Annotated in this window: 16 protein-coding genes; 8 read left to right on the plus strand and 8 right to left on the minus strand. The window is 75.1% G+C overall.

All coding sequences use genetic code 11. The annotated features are described in order from the left end of the window. Positions 1 to 58 precede the first annotated feature (58 nt). From ASG36_RS01455 to ASG36_RS01480, 6 genes are all read right to left on the minus strand, one after another. Positions 59 to 1,006 carry a glycosyltransferase gene (locus tag ASG36_RS01455; protein WP_055758485.1) on the minus strand — a complete coding sequence of 316 codons (948 nt, stop codon included), beginning with the start codon at positions 1,004 to 1,006 and terminating at the stop codon, positions 59 to 61. Between the two features lie 329 nt (positions 1,007 to 1,335). Then, positions 1,336 to 1,737 (minus strand): hypothetical protein, encoded by a 402-nt coding sequence (locus tag ASG36_RS01460; protein WP_157498498.1) that lies wholly within the window; start codon positions 1,735 to 1,737, stop codon positions 1,336 to 1,338. Between the two features lie 218 nt (positions 1,738 to 1,955). Further along, a complete protein-coding gene (locus ASG36_RS22490) occupies positions 1,956 to 2,759 on the minus strand; it encodes a hypothetical protein (RefSeq protein WP_055758491.1) in 804 nt (267 codons plus the stop codon). A gap of 9 nt (positions 2,760 to 2,768) precedes the next feature. After that, complete coding sequence (locus tag ASG36_RS01470; protein WP_055758494.1) at positions 2,769 to 3,581, minus strand: ABC transporter permease; 813 nt, start codon at positions 3,579 to 3,581, stop codon at positions 2,769 to 2,771. After that, positions 3,578 to 4,501 (minus strand): ATP-binding cassette domain-containing protein, encoded by a 924-nt coding sequence (locus ASG36_RS01475; protein ID WP_055758499.1) that lies wholly within the window; start codon positions 4,499 to 4,501, stop codon positions 3,578 to 3,580. Before ASG36_RS01475 ends, ASG36_RS01470 begins: the two co-directional genes overlap by 4 nt. Next, on the minus strand, positions 4,498 to 5,613 hold the full coding sequence (locus tag ASG36_RS01480) for a transcriptional regulator (RefSeq protein ID WP_082522708.1): 1,116 nt from the start codon (positions 5,611 to 5,613) through the stop codon (positions 4,498 to 4,500). The genes ASG36_RS01475 and ASG36_RS01480 overlap by 4 nt, the downstream gene beginning before the upstream one ends. Before the next feature lie 108 nt (positions 5,614 to 5,721). Between ASG36_RS01480 and ASG36_RS01485 the strand changes: the two genes are divergently transcribed. Next, a complete protein-coding gene (locus tag ASG36_RS01485) occupies positions 5,722 to 6,363 on the plus strand; it encodes a hypothetical protein (protein ID WP_055758500.1) in 642 nt (213 codons plus the stop codon). Between the two features lie 3 nt (positions 6,364 to 6,366). On the opposite strand, the gene metF is transcribed toward ASG36_RS01485, so the two are convergent. Next, positions 6,367 to 7,269, minus strand: coding sequence for a methylenetetrahydrofolate reductase [NAD(P)H] (gene metF, locus ASG36_RS01490; protein WP_055758510.1), 903 nt, complete (start codon positions 7,267 to 7,269; stop codon positions 6,367 to 6,369). 231 nt (positions 7,270 to 7,500) lie between these two features. Between metF and ASG36_RS01495 the strand changes: the two genes are divergently transcribed. From ASG36_RS01495 to ASG36_RS01510, 4 genes are all read left to right on the plus strand, one after another. Beyond that, positions 7,501 to 8,187: a hypothetical protein gene (locus ASG36_RS01495; RefSeq protein ID WP_055758513.1), complete on the plus strand. Its 687-nt coding sequence runs from the start codon at positions 7,501 to 7,503 to the stop codon at positions 8,185 to 8,187. 73 nt (positions 8,188 to 8,260) lie between these two features. Next, positions 8,261 to 9,397, plus strand: a complete 1,137-nt coding sequence (locus ASG36_RS01500; protein ID WP_235494473.1) for a polyprenyl synthetase family protein — start codon at positions 8,261 to 8,263, stop codon at positions 9,395 to 9,397. Next, positions 9,394 to 10,875, plus strand: coding sequence for a phytoene desaturase family protein (crtI, locus tag ASG36_RS01505; protein ID WP_055758520.1), 1,482 nt, complete (start codon positions 9,394 to 9,396; stop codon positions 10,873 to 10,875). Before ASG36_RS01500 ends, crtI begins: the two co-directional genes overlap by 4 nt. Next, the gene (locus ASG36_RS01510; protein WP_055758522.1) at positions 10,872 to 11,795 is read left to right on the plus strand and encodes a phytoene/squalene synthase family protein; all 924 of its coding nucleotides are present in this window, start codon (positions 10,872 to 10,874) and stop codon (positions 11,793 to 11,795) included. Before crtI ends, ASG36_RS01510 begins: the two co-directional genes overlap by 4 nt. Here the strand turns inward: ASG36_RS01510 and ASG36_RS01515 are convergent. Next, a complete protein-coding gene (locus ASG36_RS01515; RefSeq protein WP_055758525.1) occupies positions 11,764 to 12,087 on the minus strand; it encodes an Rv2175c family DNA-binding protein in 324 nt (107 codons plus the stop codon). The two genes, ASG36_RS01510 and ASG36_RS01515, sit on opposite strands and share 32 nt — an antisense overlap. A gap of 23 nt (positions 12,088 to 12,110) precedes the next feature. On the opposite strand from ASG36_RS01515, the gene ASG36_RS01520 reads away from it, so the two are divergent. The 3 genes from ASG36_RS01520 to ASG36_RS01530 all read left to right on the plus strand — a co-directional run bounded on the left by ASG36_RS01520 (position 12,111) and on the right by ASG36_RS01530 (position 16,670). Continuing rightward, on the plus strand, positions 12,111 to 13,244 hold the full coding sequence (locus ASG36_RS01520) for an alpha-hydroxy acid oxidase (RefSeq protein WP_055758528.1): 1,134 nt from the start codon (positions 12,111 to 12,113) through the stop codon (positions 13,242 to 13,244). A 57-nt stretch (positions 13,245 to 13,301) separates the two neighbouring features. Next, on the plus strand, positions 13,302 to 15,290 hold the full coding sequence (gene pknB, locus ASG36_RS01525) for a Stk1 family PASTA domain-containing Ser/Thr kinase (protein WP_055758534.1): 1,989 nt from the start codon (positions 13,302 to 13,304) through the stop codon (positions 15,288 to 15,290). A 210-nt stretch (positions 15,291 to 15,500) separates the two neighbouring features. Then, positions 15,501 to 16,670, plus strand: a complete 1,170-nt coding sequence (locus tag ASG36_RS01530) for a S8 family peptidase (RefSeq protein WP_055758537.1) — start codon at positions 15,501 to 15,503, stop codon at positions 16,668 to 16,670. Positions 16,671 to 16,704 lie beyond the last annotated feature (34 nt).

Raw genomic sequence — 16,704 nt, forward strand, 5'->3', positions numbered from 1 at the left:
GCAGCCGTCGTGGGCGCGGGTCCGGCGGGGTCGTACGGGTCGTGCGGTGTGGGGTGGGTCAGGCCAGCGCGAACGGGGCCGCGTCGACGCGGCGGCGGACCCGGGTGGCGCTGGCCGCACGGAGCAGCTGGTGGGTGACACCGTCGACCTCGGCGGTGGCGGCCAGGCCGCGCTCACCGAGCATCGCGGCGATCTGCAGCTGGTGGTCGTCGACGTGCTCGCCGAACTCCGGCCGGCGCGGCACGAGCACCGGGAAGCGGCCGGCCTGCAGGGCGGCGAGCGCGCTGCCCGTCCCGGCGTGGGCGACGACGACGTCGGCCTCGCGCATGGCGGCGAACAGCTCGGCGGCGGGCACCCGGGGCCGGGCGTCCACGGGCAGGCCGGTCACGTCGGTGGACCCGGTCTGCCAGAGCACCTCGGCGTCGACGGGCAGCACGGCCAGCAGCTTCTCGACCAGCCGGCGGAAGCCGAAGGACTCCGAGGTGCCCAGGGAGACGACGATCTTCTGCAGCCGGACGGCGTCGTCGGCCCGCTCGAGCCCGACGCCCTCGTAGCCGTCGAACACCGAGCCGCCGTAGGACCAGTGCCGGTCGGCCCAGGCCTCGTGCTGGGTGAACATGCGGATGCCGGGGACGCGGCGCAGCAGCCGGCCCGACAGGGAGGGACCGTGCACGCGCGTCGCGCTCTCCAGGTAGTAGCAGGGGATGCCGTGCGCGCGGGCGACCGGCAGCACCGAGAGGGCCAGGCTGGCCCCGGTGCTGACCACCGAGGTGATCTGCTCGTCGTGGAACGTGCCGCGCGAGGACCAGGCGTTGTGCAGCAGGGCCCCCCAGTCGCGGGTGGGGGCCGGGGCCATCCACTGCACCCGCTCCTCGCTGAGCAGGGAGCGGCTCTGGGCGGTGGGCACGGTCATCCAGAGGCGGTCGTCGGCGACCGGGAGGCGGGGGGCCAGGGTCACCAGCTGCATGAGGTGACCCCCGTCGTTGGCGACCAGCAGAGCGGTCATCGGGCTGTCCTCTCGGGATGGGCGTGGGGCTGTGCGCCTCCCGGGGACGTTCGACGATGAGCGGGTCGGACGGGCGCGGAGGCAGTACACCGTGGAGGGGACCCCCTCTGTCCAGTCCTCACGCAGCTGTGAACAGCCGTCACACGCTGTGGATCTCGTTGCATCGAGAGAGGAACCCGCCGGGATCCGCGCACCCACCTGCGACGTCACCTGGCGGACACGAACGAGCCCGGCCCGACGAGGTCACGCGGTCGTGACAGACATCACAGTGCGTGATCAGCCGATCACGCAATGTTGAACACTTGACCACCGTCCGTGGCCGTCCGGGGTCAGCCGGCGGAGCGGGTGAGCCCGTCGCGGAGGGCGGTGGAGAACGACCGGGCCGGCTCCTCGGCGGGCACCTCGGGCCGGCCGACCGGCAGGACGCCGAGCAGCCGCGTGCGCCGGACGACGTGCCCGCGGACGCTGAGGGTGACCCGACGGCGGCCGGCGCCCAGCTCGTGCCAGGACACCACCACGGTCATCTGGGTGGCGAGGGAGTCCGGGTCGACCACGGCGTAGGACACGGAGCCTGCGTTGGCCAGGTCCTCGCGCACCGCGCCGTCGTGCGGTCCGCCGGACAGCGCCCGACGGCCCGCGGCGCGGATCTCCTGCGGGTCCAGGGCGGTCTCCACCGACCACTCGAGGCCGTCGACTCCCCCGACCACCCCGACGTCCCCCTCACCGCTCACGACCTGCCCACCCCGGGGCTCGGACACACTGACACAGCCGGACAACGAGCCCGCCGCGGATCGGTTCTGGCGGTCCGCGTCGACGGCCGTCGACGGGACGTCGTCGCGCACCGTCGCGGCGTGGTCGGCAGAGGGCGAGCTGTGCGGGGCCATGCCGGTTGCATCGGGTCGGCGGGCGCGGTCCTCCACCCGCGGCCGGGCGTCGTCCCCCCGTGGGGTCAGTCCGCGAGGACCAGCCCGGCCGCCCCGAGCGCGGTGTCCAACCGGGCCAGGGCGATCGGCCCCACCCCGTGCATCGCCAGCAGCTCCGCCCGGCTGGACCCGGCGACGGCCTCCAGCGTGGTCAGCCCGGCCGCCCGGAGGGCCCGGGTCGCCGGCGCGCCGATGCTGGGCAGCGGGGTGCCCTCCGGCCGGGGCGCCCGACGCCGCGCCCGTCCCCCGGCGGCCCGGCGGGCGGCGTCCACCACCGCCTCCCCACGGACCGACAGCCGGTACCCGATGTCCAGGGACTCGGTGAGCCCCAGCTCCTTGAGCTTGCGGACGTCGCGCTTGAACTCCGGCACCGGCCGGCCCACCTCGGCGGCCAGGTCCGGGGCCCGCCGCTCGGGGTGGGCGTCCACCAGCTGCAGGGTCCGGGCGGTCCAAAGGCCGATCGGCGAGGCCCGGTCCAGCCGGTCCAGCCGGGCCTGCAGCTCGGCGACCTCGGCCGGTGTCGGCGGGGTCCGGCGCAGCACCGCCCGGGGGTCCTCCCCGGCGAAGCGCAGGCCCACCCGGAACACCGGCCGCCCGGGCTGCGCCGCGAGCCCCCGGTGCACCGCGGCCAGGTCGGTGGCCCCGGCCCGGCGGGCGTCGTCCTCGGTCAGGTCGGTGGGGTCGACCGGGTCCACCGCGGTGACCTCGACCAGCCCGACCCGGGTGCGCATCCTCGTGCCGGGCAGCACCCGCGGGCGGTCCCAGCGGCGGAAGGCCAGGTCGACGGTGCCGGCCACGATCGCGTCGAGCTCGGACGGGCTGATCCTCACGCCCTCAAACTAGGAGGTGACGTCCTTCGTCGTGAAGTTCGCCCACGCCGCACCGAGCAGCACGACGACGTAGACGGCCTGCAGCCCGATGCCCCGCACCACGTCCCGCCACAGGATCGGGTCGCGGAAGAAGTCGACGAACGCCAGCCAGTACCGGGTGGGCAGGTAGGGCGCGATGGCCGAGGCGGCGTCCAGGGTGAACAGCAGCGAGGAGCCGATCAGCACCGCCAGGGCGCCCAGGGTGGCCAGCTGCGGGGAGTCGGTGAGGGTGGAGAAGAACAGCGCGAAGGCCGCCACCCCGAGCATCGAGATCGTCACGTAGCCGATCGCCAGCAGCGTGCGGCCGGCCACCTGCTCCGGGGTCAACACGGTGCCCGAGAGCCCCGTGGAGGCGGCCAGCGGCTGGACCTCGAACAGCGTCGTCCCCACCAGGTAGCCGACCGCGGCGACGATCACCACGGTGACCAGCACGAACGCGATGACGGCGACCAGCTTGGCGACCAGCAGGCGGGTGCGGCCGGCCGGGCGGGCGAGCAGGTAGCGCAGCGTGCCGCCCTGTGCCTCACCGGCGATGGAGTCCCCGGCGACGACGGCGACCGCGATCGGCAGGAACAGCGGCAGCACGATCGCCAGCGCCGCCAACGGGAAGAGCGTGCCGTTGGTGAGCACCGCCGAGAGGAACGCCGGCCCCTCCCCCGGCCGCGGCGCCAGGTCGGTGAGCACCAGCAGCACCGCGACCAGCACCGGCAGGGCGTTGAGCAGCCCGATGGTGATCCAGGTGCGCGGGCGGCGGAACAGCTTGGTCAGCTCGACGCGGATCACCGGTGCGACTCCACCCGGTCGGCGGAGGTGCCGGCCGCGGCGAGCACGACCTCCTCCAGGGACGGACGCTGCAGCCGCAGCCCGGTGACCGGCACGCCGGCCGACACCAGTGCGGCGTTGACCTCGGCGGGGTCGGTGCCGCGGACGACGGCGGTGCCGCCGTCCACGCTCAGCACCCGGTCGCCCAGCACCGCCCGCACCCGGGCCGGGTCCGGGGTCTCCACCACGGTGGCCCCGGTGGGGGCGGTGAGGGTGGCGAGGTCGTCCTGCACCACCATCCGGCCGCGGTCGAGCACCCCGACCCGGGTGGCGAGCTGCTCGATCTCGGCCAGCAGGTGGCTGGAGAGGAAGACGGTGGTGCCGGTGGCGTTCAGGTCCAGCAGCAGGGTGCGGATCTCGTGGATGCCCTGTGGGTCGAGCCCGTTGGTGGGCTCGTCCAGGATCAGCAGGTCCGGACGACGCAGCAGCGCCCCGGCCAGTCCGAGCCGCTGGCGCATGCCCAGGGAGTAGGCCCGCACCGGTCGCTTGCCCACCCCGCCGAGGCCCACCTGCTCGAGCACCTCGCCGACCCGCTGCTTCCGCGACCGGCGTGCGCCCCCCGGGCCCGCGGCGTCCAGCAGGCGCAGGTTCGCCGTGCCCGACAGGTGCCCGTAGGCGGCCGGGCCCTCGATCAGCGCACCCACCCGGGGCAGCACCGCGCGGGAGGCCTTCGGCATCCGCTGGCCGAGCACCCGCACCTCGCCCTTCGTGGGCAGCACGAGGCCCAGCAGCATCCGCACCGTCGTCGTCTTGCCCGAGCCGTTGGCGCCCAGGAAGCCGTAGACGTCACCGGCCCGGACGTCGAGGTCGATGCCGTCGACGGCGTGCACCGCGCCGTAGCGCTTCTGCAGGCCGTCGGTGGCGATGACGGTCTCGCTCATGAGGTCCCCGTGCCGTTCTGGAGGTCGGTGGCAGCTGCCCCGAGGGCGTCGAGGGTGACGGTGCCGGCGAGCAGGTACACGCCGCCACCGCCCTGGCGCTGGCTGGTGCCGGCGACCATGAGGGCCAGCGGGCCGGAGGTGATCCGGACGCCGAGGTCGTCGACCACGGCGCCGGGGGTGGCCGCCAGCTGGGCGCGCAGGCCCTGCGAGGAGCGGCCCGGCAGCGGGGTCACCGACAGCACGGTGATGCCCGAGCCGTACACGCCGATCTGGGCCGGCACGCCGTCGAAGGACCGGCGGGTCAGCCCGGCCAGCACGTCGGGCAGCGCAGCCCGGTCGCCCCGGCCGAGGTCGACGTCGGTGAGGTCCCGGTCGGAGCTGATCGAGGCGTCCGCGGGCGGGGAGAACGCCGTGGTCGCCGCGGTGGGGGTGGCCGTGTCCAGGTCCAGGAAACGGGTGTCCAGCGCCGGGATGGTCGTGTCGGCACTGCGGACGACGACGCGCAGCGGCAGACCGGTCTGCTCGTCGACGTAGACGTTGACGGCGCTCACCGAGGCCGCCTCGTCGGCCGGGGTGTAGCGCAGACCCAGGGCGTCGCGGCCGGCCACCCGGACCGGGTCGACCCGGGAGAGCTCGGCGTCGGTGGCCTCGGACAGCAGCCGCACCCCCAGCGCACTCGGCAGCAGGTCCGGGGCGGTGGGCAGCGCGAGGTCCGGCGCACTGCCGCGACTGGCCCGCTGGTCGGCGTAGTCCCAGGTCCAGGTGCCGGCGGCGTCCCGGTGGGTGCCGGTCTCCCCGGTGGCGGTGACCACGTCGACCCGCCAGTCGGTCTCCCCGCGGTACCAGGCGCGCATCGTGGTCTGGTCGCTGAGCAGGTCAGCGACCGGGGTGAGCGCGTCGGAGACCGGCAGGGTCAGGCCGCCGGTGGAGATGGCGTAGCCGGAGAACGGCTGGTCGGTGCTGGCCAGCACCCGGGCCCGCAGCTCGGCGGCCGAGGTGTCCCGGTCACCGGCCGGCAGCGCTGCCACCACGACCGGCAGGGCCACCAGCAGGGCCAGGCCCAGGGCCACGACGACCCACCGCCAGCCGAACCGTCGTCCCCCGTTGCGCATCGGGACCACCGTACGTGCGTGCGCGCAGGTGCTGCCGTGTTCAAGCACTTCCACAGGGTCCGCACAGTCGGCGGGCAGACCGCCCCGGACGCCGTTAGGTTGCCCCGCGTGGCAGCCCCCATCTCCGACGACGTGGTCGTCGACGTCCTCCGCAGGCTCGACCGGCTGAGCGGTCCGGTCGTCGACCGGCTGGGGCGCCCGCCGACGCTGCCCGCCGAGGCCCGGGCCGCCTGGTGGGCCGACCGGGCGAGCCGGGTGGCCGCCGCGGTGTCCGCCGCGCCGCGCTTCGCCGGCAAGCTCGCCGACCTGCTGCCGCTGCAGAACTCCGTGGGCGCCGCCGTGCAGGCCGTGGTCGTCCTGGGGGTGGCCGGGGAGCACGACGTCACCGACCCGGCCCGCCGGGTCGCCCTGTTGGCCGAGGTGCTGCTGGACCGCGCGATGACCACCGAGCAGGTGCAGCCGCTGCTGGACCGGCGACGAGGCGCCTACGCCGAGGAGGTGCTCGGCCGCAAGGGCGAGCGCGGCGGGGTCAAGGGCACCGCCCGCACCGTGTGGCGGATGGCCCGGCTGCTCTCCCGCATCGACGACGCCCTCGACGCCCGCCCGAAGGGCAAGTGGCGGCACCGCGCCCTGTCGAACATCCCCGTCGTCGGGGTGGTCGGCGGCTACGCCAGCGAGCACGAGGCCCTGCGGCGGGCTGCCGCCGAGGCCGACGCCGTGCTCTCCGGGACGGCGCCCCAGCGGGTCTGAGGCTCAGGCGGTGGGGGCCAGCTCGGCCAACGCCGCGTAGACCTCACGCGTGGCCGTGGAGCGGTTCATGGTGATGAAGTGGATGCCCGGCACGCCCTCGGCGAGCAGCTCCCGGCACATCTCGGTCGCCACCTCCACCCCCAGGTCGCGCTGGGCCTGCTTCGCCTCCGGGGTGTCCCTGTCGGCAGCGGCGAAGCGCTCGGCCAGGTCGGCCGGGAACGCCTGCCCGGACAGCTGCACGATGCGCGCGATCTGCTTGGTGCTCGTGACCGGCATGACCCCGGCGAGCACCGGGACGTCGCAACCGCGGGCGGCCACCCGGTCGCGCAGCCGGAGGTAGTCCTCGACCCGGAAGAACATCTGGGTGATCGCGAAGTCCGCCCCGGCCCGGCACTTGGCCACGAACATGTCCGCGTCGGCCTCGGCGTCCGGTGACCGGGGGTGCGACTCGGGGAAGGCGGCGACCCCGACGGAGAAGTCCCCGACGTCCTTGACCAGCTCCACCAGCTCGGCGGCGTACCGCAGGCCCTGCGGGTGGGCGACCCAGTCGGCCTGCGGGTCCAGCCCCGGCGGGTCACCGCGCAGCGCCATGACGTTGCGCACCCCGGCGGCGGCCAGCCGGGAGACCACGTTGCGCAGCTCGGCCACCGAGTGGTCCACCGCGGTCAGGTGCGCCAGCGGCAGCATCGTGGTGTCGGTGGCGATCCGCTCGGTCACCGCCAGCGTGCCCTCGCGGGTGGAGCCCCCGGCGCCGTAGGTCACCGACACGAACGAGGGCCGCAACCGCTCCAGCTCGCGCAGCGCCGTCCACAGCTGAGCCTCCGACGCCGCGTTCTTCGGCGGGAAGAACTCGAACGACCAGGTCGGCCGCCCCTCGGCGAGCAGTTCACGCACGGTCCCGGTCACGCCTGACGAGGGTACGGACTGTGCGGACCAGCAGCCGGGACCGACGGACGTGGGCGAGGCCACCCGGGCGGGTGGTCACCCGTTCACCCACCCGGCGGGTCCTGCTCACCCGGGAGAGTGCCTGGGGGTCGTGACCCTGGGTGATCACTGCTGCCCCTGCCATGGTCGTCGCGTCGCACCGACGTGGGTGTCGATCCCCCACACGCCCCGCTCTGCTCACCAGGAGTCACCATGCGCGCCCCCCGTCTCGTCGCCGCCGCTGCCGCCCTCGCCGCCGCGACCCTGCTCTCGGGCTGCTCCGTGCTGCCGGACTCGCTGTTCAGCAGCCCCAGCTCGTCGGCGTCGAGCACCTCGGCCGCCCCCACCTCCGCCGAGCCCACCGTCGAGCCCGTGGCGGCGCCGGTCGCCCCCGAGCGCCCCGGCCCGGTCACCGAGCACCACGGCCTCGCCCCGGCCGAGGAGCTCGCCTTCGCCCAGCGGGTGCTCGCCGGTCTCGTCGCCAAGCAGGACTACGGCTACGCCTGGGCCGACGAGACCCAGGTCCAGGAGACCGTCGACGTGGCCACCGCGACCGCCGACGCCGTCGCGGCCCGGCAGGAGGCCTACCGCGCCTCGGCGGGCACCGGCCCGGAGGACGCCTACCAGATCGACGAGCAGTTCATCGGCGTGCCGGTGATCACCTACGACGCCGACTTCCTGCCCGTGCAGATCGTCGGCACGGTGCAGCGGACCTCCACCGAGCCCGCCGCGGAGCCGGCCGACGGCACCGCCGCCGCGTCCACCGACGCGGCTGTGACCAGCACCGACAGCAACGCCACGGACCACCAGGTCTACACCGTGAGCCTGGTCTGGACCCCGGTCGTGACCGCCGACGGCACCGCCGTGGGCGCCTGGGTGTACTCCGGCGTCACCGCCTGAGAGCACACCCATCCGACCCCGCGGTGACTCGGGTGGGACTGTGGGACTCCCGGAGCCTGGTCATACTCGTCTGGTGACTGCAGGGACCCGAGCGCGCCACCCGTCCACCAGCGCAAACGATGCTGACCTCGGTCGGGTCTCCCGGGCCGCCGACCTCACCCGGTTGCGGGGGGCGGTCAGCGACGCCCTGGACGCCTTCCTGGCCGAGAAGCGTGCCGTGCTCGCCGGGATGGACGCCAGCCTGGTGCCGGTGCTCGAGGAGGTGGCCGCGGTCGCCGAGGGCGGCAAGCGGCTGCGCCCGGCCTTCGCCTACTGGGGCTGGCGGGCGGTCACCACCGCCGCCCCCGAGGACGACGCCGCCGTGCTGCGGGCGGTCAGCGCCCTGGAGTTCGTGCACGGCTCGGCTCTGGTGCACGACGACGTGATGGACGCCGCCCGCACCCGCCGCGGCCGCCCCGCCACCCACATCGGGTTCGGGGACCGGCACACGGCCCTGGGCCTGTCCGGCAGCACCGAGCTGTTCGGCACCGGCGCCGCGATCCTGGTCGGCGACCTGGCGCTGGTCTGGTCCGACGAGCTGCTGCGCCGCTCGGGCATCTCCGCCGAGGCGCTGGCCCGGGCCCGCCCCGTGTGGGACGCGATGCGCACCGAGGTCACCGCCGGGCAGTACCTGGACCTGCTGCGCGCCGCCGGGGGCCTGCCCGGCCCCGAGGGTGCGCTCAAGGTCGCCCGCTACAAGTCCGCCGGCTACACCGTCCAGCGCCCGCTGCACCTGGGCGCGGCCTTGGCCGACGCCGGCCCCGAGGTGGTCGAGGTCTACACCGACATCGCCCTGCCCCTCGGCGAGGCCTTCCAGCTCCGCGACGACGTCCTCGGTGTGTTCGGCGACCCCGCGGTCACCGGCAAGTCCGTGGACGAGGACCTCCGCGAGGGCAAGCAGACCCTGCTCGTGGCGCTGGCCGCCGAGGCCACGGACGACGCCGGCCGCGCCCTGCTGGACCAGGTGCTCGGCGACCCGGCCGCCGACGCCGACGCCCTGGACGCCGTCCGCGACCTGATGCGCTCCACCGGCGCGCTGGAGGCCGTCGAGGACCGGATCACCACCCAGACCGCCACCGCCCGCGAGGCGATCGCCGAGGCCCCGGTGCTCGACGACGCCCGCGCCGCGCTGGACGCCCTCGCCGTCGCTGCCACCACCCGCACCACGTGAGGACCGTCCCCGGGCCCACCGACCGCGTCGTCGTCGTCGGCGCGGGCCTCGCCGGGCTGTCGGCCGCCCTGCGGCTGCGCGGAGCCGGCCGCGAGGTCACCGTCGTCGAGCGTGGCCCGCAGCCCGGCGGCCGGGCCGGCCGGGTCGAGCGTCAGGGCTACGCCCTGGACACCGGCCCCTCGGTGCTCACCGCCCCCGGCCTGATCCGCGACGCGCTGGCCTGCGTCGGCGACGTGCTGGAGGACCGGCTCGAGCTGCTCCCCCTGGAGACCACCTACCGCGCGCAGTACGCCGACGGCACCACCCTCGACGTGCACGCCGACCCCGAGGCGTTCGCCGCCGAGGCCGAGAGGGTCTGCGGACCCGGCTCGGGCGCGGAGGTGCGCGCCTACCTGGAGCACATCCGCGACCTGGACCGGCTCCAGTGGGACGTGTTCATCGACCGCAACCTGGACTCCCCGCTGGACCTGGTCGGCCGGCCGATGGTCGAGCTGGCCCGCAAGGGCGGCTTCGGCCGGCTGGCCCCGCACGTGGACCGCCGGCTCACCGACGAGCGGCTGCGCCGGCTGTTCAGCTTCCAGGCCCTCTACGCCGGGGTCTCCCCCTTCACCGCGATCGCCGCCTACGCGGTGATCGCCGAGCTCGACATCGGCAAGGGCGTCTGGCACCCGGTCGGCGGCATCCACGCCGTCCCCGCCGCGCTGGCCGCTGCCGCCGCCGACGCCGGGGTGGTGTTCCGGTACGACACGTCGGTGGCGTCGCTGGACCTGCGCGGTGGCCGGGCCGTCGGTGTCCGGCTCGAGGACGGCGAGCTGCTGCCCGCCGACGCCGTGGTGGTCACCATCGACCGGCCCGACGACCTCGTGCCCCGCCGGCAGCGCCGGGTGAAGCCGGTCTACTCCCCCAGCTGCGTGGCGATCCACGTCGGCGTCCGGCAGGAGTTCGCCGACCGCGCGCACCACACGATCAGCTTCGGGCAGTCCTGGCGGGAGGTGTTCACCGAGCTCACGAAGACCGGCCGGCCGATGAGCGACCCCAGCCTGCTCATCTCCATGCCCAGCAAGACCGACCGCAGCCTGGCCCCCGAGGGCGGGCAGGTGATCAGCATCGTGGCGCCCACGCCGAACACCGACCGGCACTCCGGCGGCAACCCCGACATCGACTGGTCCACCCTGGGCCCGCGGTACCGCGACGAGGTGCTGCAGACCATGGAGGCCCGCGGCTGGACCGGGCTGACCGGCTCGATCGAGGTCGAGGAGATGCTCACCCCGGCCGACTGGGCCGCCCAGGGCATGGCCGCCGGCACCCCGTTCGCCCTGGCGCACACCTTCGCCCAGACGGGCCCGTTCCGGCCCTCGACCTACCCCCGCGGGGGCCCGGAGAACGTGGTGCTGGCCGGCTCGTCGGTGCAGCCGGGCGTCGGGGTGCCGATGGTCCTGGTCAGCGGCCGGCTCGCCGCGCAGCGGATCACCGGGTGACCCCCCAGGAGCAGCTCGACGCCGCCTACGCGGTCTGCCGCGGGATCGCCGCCGAGCACGGCAAGTCCTACTTCCTGGCCACCCGGCTGCTCACCCCGGACCGTCGTCCGGCGGTCCACGCGCTGTACGCCGCGGCCCGGGTCGCCGACGACATCGTCGACGTGGGCGCCGACCTGCCCGGCCGCGACCCCGAGGGCGAGCTGCTGACCTGGTCCAAGGCCGCGCTGGCCGAGGTCGAGGCAGGCTGGTCCGAGGACCCCGTGCGGCTGGCCCTGGTGCACACCGTGCGCCGCTACGACATCCCGCTCGAGCACTTCATCGACTTCCTGGCCGCGATGACCAGCGACCTCGACGTCACCGGCTACGCCGACCTCGACGCCCTGGACCGCTACATGTGGGGCTCGGCCTCGGTCATCGGCCTGCAGGTCCTGCCCGTGCTGGGGACGGCGCGAGGCGTCAGCCGCGAGGAGGCCGCCCCGCACGCGATCGCGCTGGGCGAGGCGTTCCAGCTGACCAACTTCCTGCGCGACGTCGGTGAGGACGTCGACCGCGGCCGGGTCTACCTGCCCGAGGACCTGATGGCTGCCCACGGGGTCACCCGGGAGCAGCTGGAGGCCAAGCGGTTCGACGACCGGTTCCGGCAGCTGATGCGGGAGATGGTCGACGTGGTCCGCCGCCGGTACGACGACGCGGCGCCGGGCACCCCGATGCTCGCCCCGGAGTCGAGGGACTGCGTGCGGGCGGCCACCGACCTGTACGGCGGCATCCTGGGTGCGATCGAGCGCGCGGACTACCGGGTGCTCGACCAGCGGGTGACGGTGTCCAAGCCCCGCCGGGCCGCGGTGTTCGCCCGGCGGCTGACCGCCGCCCAGGTCGCCCGGGCGCGGCTCAGAACGCGGAGGCCTGCGCCCGCCGGGTGACCTCGGTGTGCCGGTCGTCGCGCAGCGCCTGCACCGGGGTGCCCGGCAGCGACTCGTCCTCCCGGAACAGCCACTCGAAGATCTCCTGCTCGTCGAACCCGCCGTCGGCGAGGACGGTGATCAGGCCGGGCAGGTGCCGCAGGATCTCGCCGTCCAGGACGAAGTCGACCGGGATCTTGCCCTTGCCGCTGCCCGGGACCGCCATCAGCTTGCGGTCGTTGACCAGCTGGCGGACCCGGTTGGCCGAGACGCCGATCAGCTGGGCCACTTCGGCGGGGGTGTACGTCTCCACGACGGTGAGCTTAGGTCGGTGCCATGACCGGTCTCACCCAGCGTCGCCGCGACCCCGGCGAGGAGCCCCTCCCCGACGACCCGGACCGCGACCCGCCCTTCCTCGACCTGGACCGGCTCGAGCGCGAGGCGCGGGGGGTGCTGGAGCCCGGCGTCTACGACTACTACGCCGGCGGCGCCGAGACCGAGACCACCCTGGCCGAGGCGCCCGGGTCCTGGCGCCGCTGGCGGCTGCGCCCGCACGTGCTGCGCGGGGTGTCCGAGGTCGACACGGCCACCACCCTGCTCGGCAGCCCGGTGGACACGCCGGTCGGCGTCGCGCCCTGGGCCTACCAGGCGATGGCCCACCCCGAGGGCGAGCTGGCGACCGCCCGCGGCGCTGCGGCGACCGGCTCGATGATGTGCGTGTCCACCAGCGCCAACCACACCGTCGAGGAGGTCGCCCGGACCGTCCCCGAGGCGCCGAAGTGGTACCAGCTCTACCGGCTGCACTCCCCCGAGCACACCGCCGACCTGGCCCGCCGCGCCGGGGAGGCCGGCTACCGGGCGCTGGTGCTGACCGTCGACCTGCCGCTGCTGGGCCGCCGCAAGCGCGACCTGGTGCACGACTTCGCGCTCCCGGCGGACCTGCGGATGGCCAACCACCCCACCGCCTCCGACCGGCCGGGGCTGTCGGCGAACGCCAGCGCCACCTGGACCTTCGACGACATCGGCCGGTTCGCTGAGCTCAGCGGCCTCCCCGTCGTGGTCAAGGGCGTGCTGCGCGGGGACGACGCCGCCCGGTGCGTGCAGGCCGGGGCGTCGGCGGTGTGGGTGTCCACCCACGGCGGGCGGCAGGTCGACCCGGCCGTCTCCAGCGCGTACGCCCTCCCCGAGGTGGTCACCGCCGTCCGCGGGGAGACCGCCCCGGACGGCTCGGACGTCGAGGTCTACGCCGACGGCGGGGTGCGGACCGGCTCCGACGTGCTCACCGCCCTGGCCCTCGGCGCCCGTGCGGTGTTCCTGGGCCGGCCCACCGCGTGGGGCCTGGCGACCGGCGGCGCGGACGGCGTGGCCCGGGTGCTGGGCGGGCTCACCGACGAGCTGGCGCACACGATGGCGCTGTGCGGGTTGGCAGATGTCGACGAGATCGGCGCCGATCTCGTCGTCCGGGCATGACGGGGGCCCCCGCGTCGTGCCAGCCCGCCCCCAGGGTCCGCTCGTAGACTGCGCGCCGTGGACACCGCCGTGACCGACCCTGTCCTGGGCCTCGTGCTCGAGGGTCGGTACCGGCTCGAGGAGCGGGTGGCCCGCGGCGGCATGTCCACCGTCTACGCCGCCACCGACCTGCGGCTGCACCGGGTGGTCGCGGTGAAGGTGATGGTCGAGCACCTGGCCCGCGACCCCGCCTTCGTCGACCGCTTCACCCGCGAGGCCCGGGCCGCGGCGATGCTCAACCACCCCAACGTGGTCGGGGTCAGCGACCAGGGCGAGGACCAGGGGCTGGTCTTCCTGGTGATGGAGCTGGTCCGCGGGCGCACCCTGCGCGACCTGCTGCAGGCCCGCGGCCGGCTGACCGTGGGCGAGGCCTTCGCCGTCCTGGAGCCGGTGCTGGCCGGGCTGACCGCTGCGCACCGGGCCGGGATCGTGCACCGCGACGTCAAGCCCGAGAACGTGCTGATCTCCACCGACGGCCAGGTCAAGGTCGCCGACTTCGGCCTGGCCCGGGCCGTCGCCGGCACCGGGCACACCAGCCACACCGGCGGCGTGCTCATCGGCACCGTCGCCTACCTCTCCCCCGAGCAGCTCGAGCGCGGGAAGTCCGACGCCCGCTCGGACGTCTACGCCGCCGGCGTCGTGCTCTACGAGCTGCTCACCGGCCACCCGCCCTACGCCGGGGACACCCCGCTGGCGGTGGCCTACCAGCACGTGCACCACGACGTCCCGGCCCCGTCGCTGGAGTCCCCCGGCCTGCCGTGGCAGGTCGACGAGCTGGTCGCCCGCACCACCCGCCGCGACCCGGGCGCCCGTCCGCTGGACGCCGGTGCCTTCCTTGCCGAGATCCACCAGGTGCAGCGCGACCTCGGCCTGGGCCGCACCCCGGTGCCCACCGGCCGGACGACGGTCAACCCGGCCACGCTGCGGCCCACCAACCGGGCCACCCAGCCCCGCCCGACCTCCGGCGACCCGCGCACCGAGGTCCTGGCGGCCCAGCGCGCCAGCGGGCGCACCGCGATGGTGCCGCTGCCCCCCACGGGCGCGGTGCACGGTCGTCGTCCCCCGCCGGTGCAGCACACCGCCCCCCGGCCGCCCGGTGCGCGTCCGGGCGTGCCCGCGCACATCCGCCGCCGACGGGCCCGGTTCGCGATCGCCATCGTCGTGCTGCTGGCCATCACCATCGGGGCCATCGGCTGGTGGCTGGGCTCGGGCCGGTGGACCGACGTGCCCAGCGTCAGCGGGCAGGGCAGCCAGCAGGCGGTCGGCTTCCTGCAGGAGGCCGGGCTGGACCCGGTCTTCGGCGACGAGCAGTTCAGCGAGGACGTGCCGGCCGGCACGGTCATCTCCGCCGACCCGGACAGCGGCCGTGCCGTGATCGGCTCCGACGTGGAGCTGGTGGTCTCCAAGGGGCCCGAGCGCTTCGCAGTGGACGGCGCCCTGGTCGGCCAGCCCTCCGGTGACGTGCAGGCCGCGATCGAGGCCCTGGGCGGCGACCTCGTCGTCACCACCACCCCCGGGCGCAGCGACAGCGTGGCCGCGGGCTCGGTGATGGGGATCGACCCCGTGCCGGGCACCGAGCTGCGCCGGGGGGACACCGTCACGCTCACCGTCTCCGAGGGCGCCGCCACCGCCGACGTCCCGGACCTGGTCGGGATGGACGCCGACGACGCCCAGGGCGCGCTGGAGGACCTGGACTTCGACGTCGTCCGGGTCGACGGCCGCAGCAACGACGTCGCCGCCGGTCTGGTGATGGACGTGTCGCCCACCGGCAACCAGCCCTACGGCTCGACCGTCACCCTCACCGTCTCCCAGGGGCCGGTGCAGGTCACCGTGCCCGACGTCGGCGGGCAGACCCTGGCGGAGGCGACCGCCACCCTCACCGCGGCCGGTCTGCAGGTCACCTCCAGCACCTTCATCACCGGTGACCGGGTGGTGCGACAGAGCCCCGGGGCCGGCGAGGTCGTCGACGAGGGCACCACCGTGAACCTCCTCCTCAGCTTCATCTGAGGACCGTTCCGGTCCGGTCCCCTCCGGCGGGGCCCGACCCGGTCGTTCCGGCACGCCTCTGACCTGCATGAACGCTGTGTTGCGGGATCGATGTCATCGCAGCGGGTCTTTCGCCGAGGTCACTAGCCGTGATCAGGTGTGCACACCTGAGTCCCGGCTGTGCGGCGCACCGCGCACGCCGGGGCACCGCCTCACACTGGAGTGACGCCCGTGCCCACACGCTCTCTGTCCCGCCCGGCCGCACTCGCCGCGGTCGCCGTGCTCACCGCCGCCGGGGTCGGCGCCACCGCCGGCGCCGCGACCGCCGCCCCCGCCGGCCCGCTGGGCTCCTACATCGTCACCCTGGCCCCGGGCAGCCTGCCCACCCAGGTCGCCGCCCTCACCGACGCCCTCGGCGGCGACGTCAGCCACGTCTACTCCAGCGCGCTGACCGGGTTCGCCGTCACCCTGCCCACCGCCCTCGCCGACCGGCTGGGCACCCTGCCCGGCGTCGTCGCCGTCGAGCCCGACGCCCCCGTCGAGCTCGCCGCCACCCAGACCGGGGCCACCTGGGGCCTGGACCGCACCGACCAGCGCCAGCTCCCGCTGAACGGCTCGTTCAGCTACGCGGCCACCGGCGCCGGGGTCACCGCCTACGTGATCGACACCGGCATCACCCTGGCGCACTCCGACTTCGGCGGCCGGGCCAGCACCGGTACCGACACGATCGACGGCGGGGCGGCCACCGACTGCAACGGGCACGGCACCCACGTCGCCGGCACCGTGGGCGGGACGACGTACGGGGTGGCCAAGCAGGTCTCCCTGGTCGGCGTCCGGGTGCTGGACTGCCAGGGCAGCGGCTCCACCTCCGGCGTCATCGCCGGGGTGGACTGGGTCACCGCCGACCACCAGGCGGGCGAGGCCGCGGTGGCCAACATGAGCCTGGGCGGCGGGGTGAGCAGCGCCCTGGACCGGGCCGTGCAGAACTCGATCGCCGACGGCGTGACCTACGCGGTGGCCGCCGGCAACGGCGACGCCCTGGGCGTCCCGCAGGACGCCTGCGGCAACTCCCCCGCCCGGGTCTCCGGCGCCATCACCGTCGGTGCCACCGACCGCAGCGACCAGCCGGCGTCCTTCAGCAACTACGGCTCGTGCGTCGACCTCTTCGCCCCCGGCGTGGGCATCACCAGCGACTGGCACACCTCGACCACCGCCACGAACACGATCAGCGGCACGTCGATGGCCACCCCGCACGTCGCCGGCGTCGCCGCGCTCTACCTGCAGACCAACCCCTCGGCCAGCCCCGCCACCGTCGCCGGCCAGCTGACCTCGACCGCCACCCAGGGCATCGTGCCCACCACCCGCACGGCGCAGAACGACCTGCTGTTCAGCTCCTACTGATCCCCCGCGCCCAACGTGGATCAGGTGACCTGAT

The organism is Geodermatophilus sp. Leaf369 (genome assembly GCF_001424455.1).
In the GTDB taxonomy this organism is placed as follows: domain Bacteria; phylum Actinomycetota; class Actinomycetes; order Mycobacteriales; family Geodermatophilaceae; genus Klenkia.

Excerpts from the sequence above, each read along its gene's own strand:
- ASG36_RS01455 (WP_055758485.1), bottom strand. The coding sequence starts at position 1,006 with ATGACCGCTCTGCTGGTCGCCAACGACGGGGGTCACCTCATGCAGCTG.
- ASG36_RS01475 (WP_055758499.1), bottom strand. The coding sequence starts at position 4,501 with ATGAGCGAGACCGTCATCGCCACCGACGGCCTGCAGAAGCGCTACGGC.
- ASG36_RS01480 (WP_082522708.1), bottom strand. The coding sequence starts at position 5,613 with ATGCGCAACGGGGGACGACGGTTCGGCTGGCGGTGGGTCGTCGTGGCC.
- ASG36_RS01495 (WP_055758513.1), top strand. The coding sequence starts at position 7,501 with ATGCGCGCCCCCCGTCTCGTCGCCGCCGCTGCCGCCCTCGCCGCCGCG.
- ASG36_RS01520 (WP_055758528.1), top strand. The coding sequence starts at position 12,111 with ATGACCGGTCTCACCCAGCGTCGCCGCGACCCCGGCGAGGAGCCCCTC.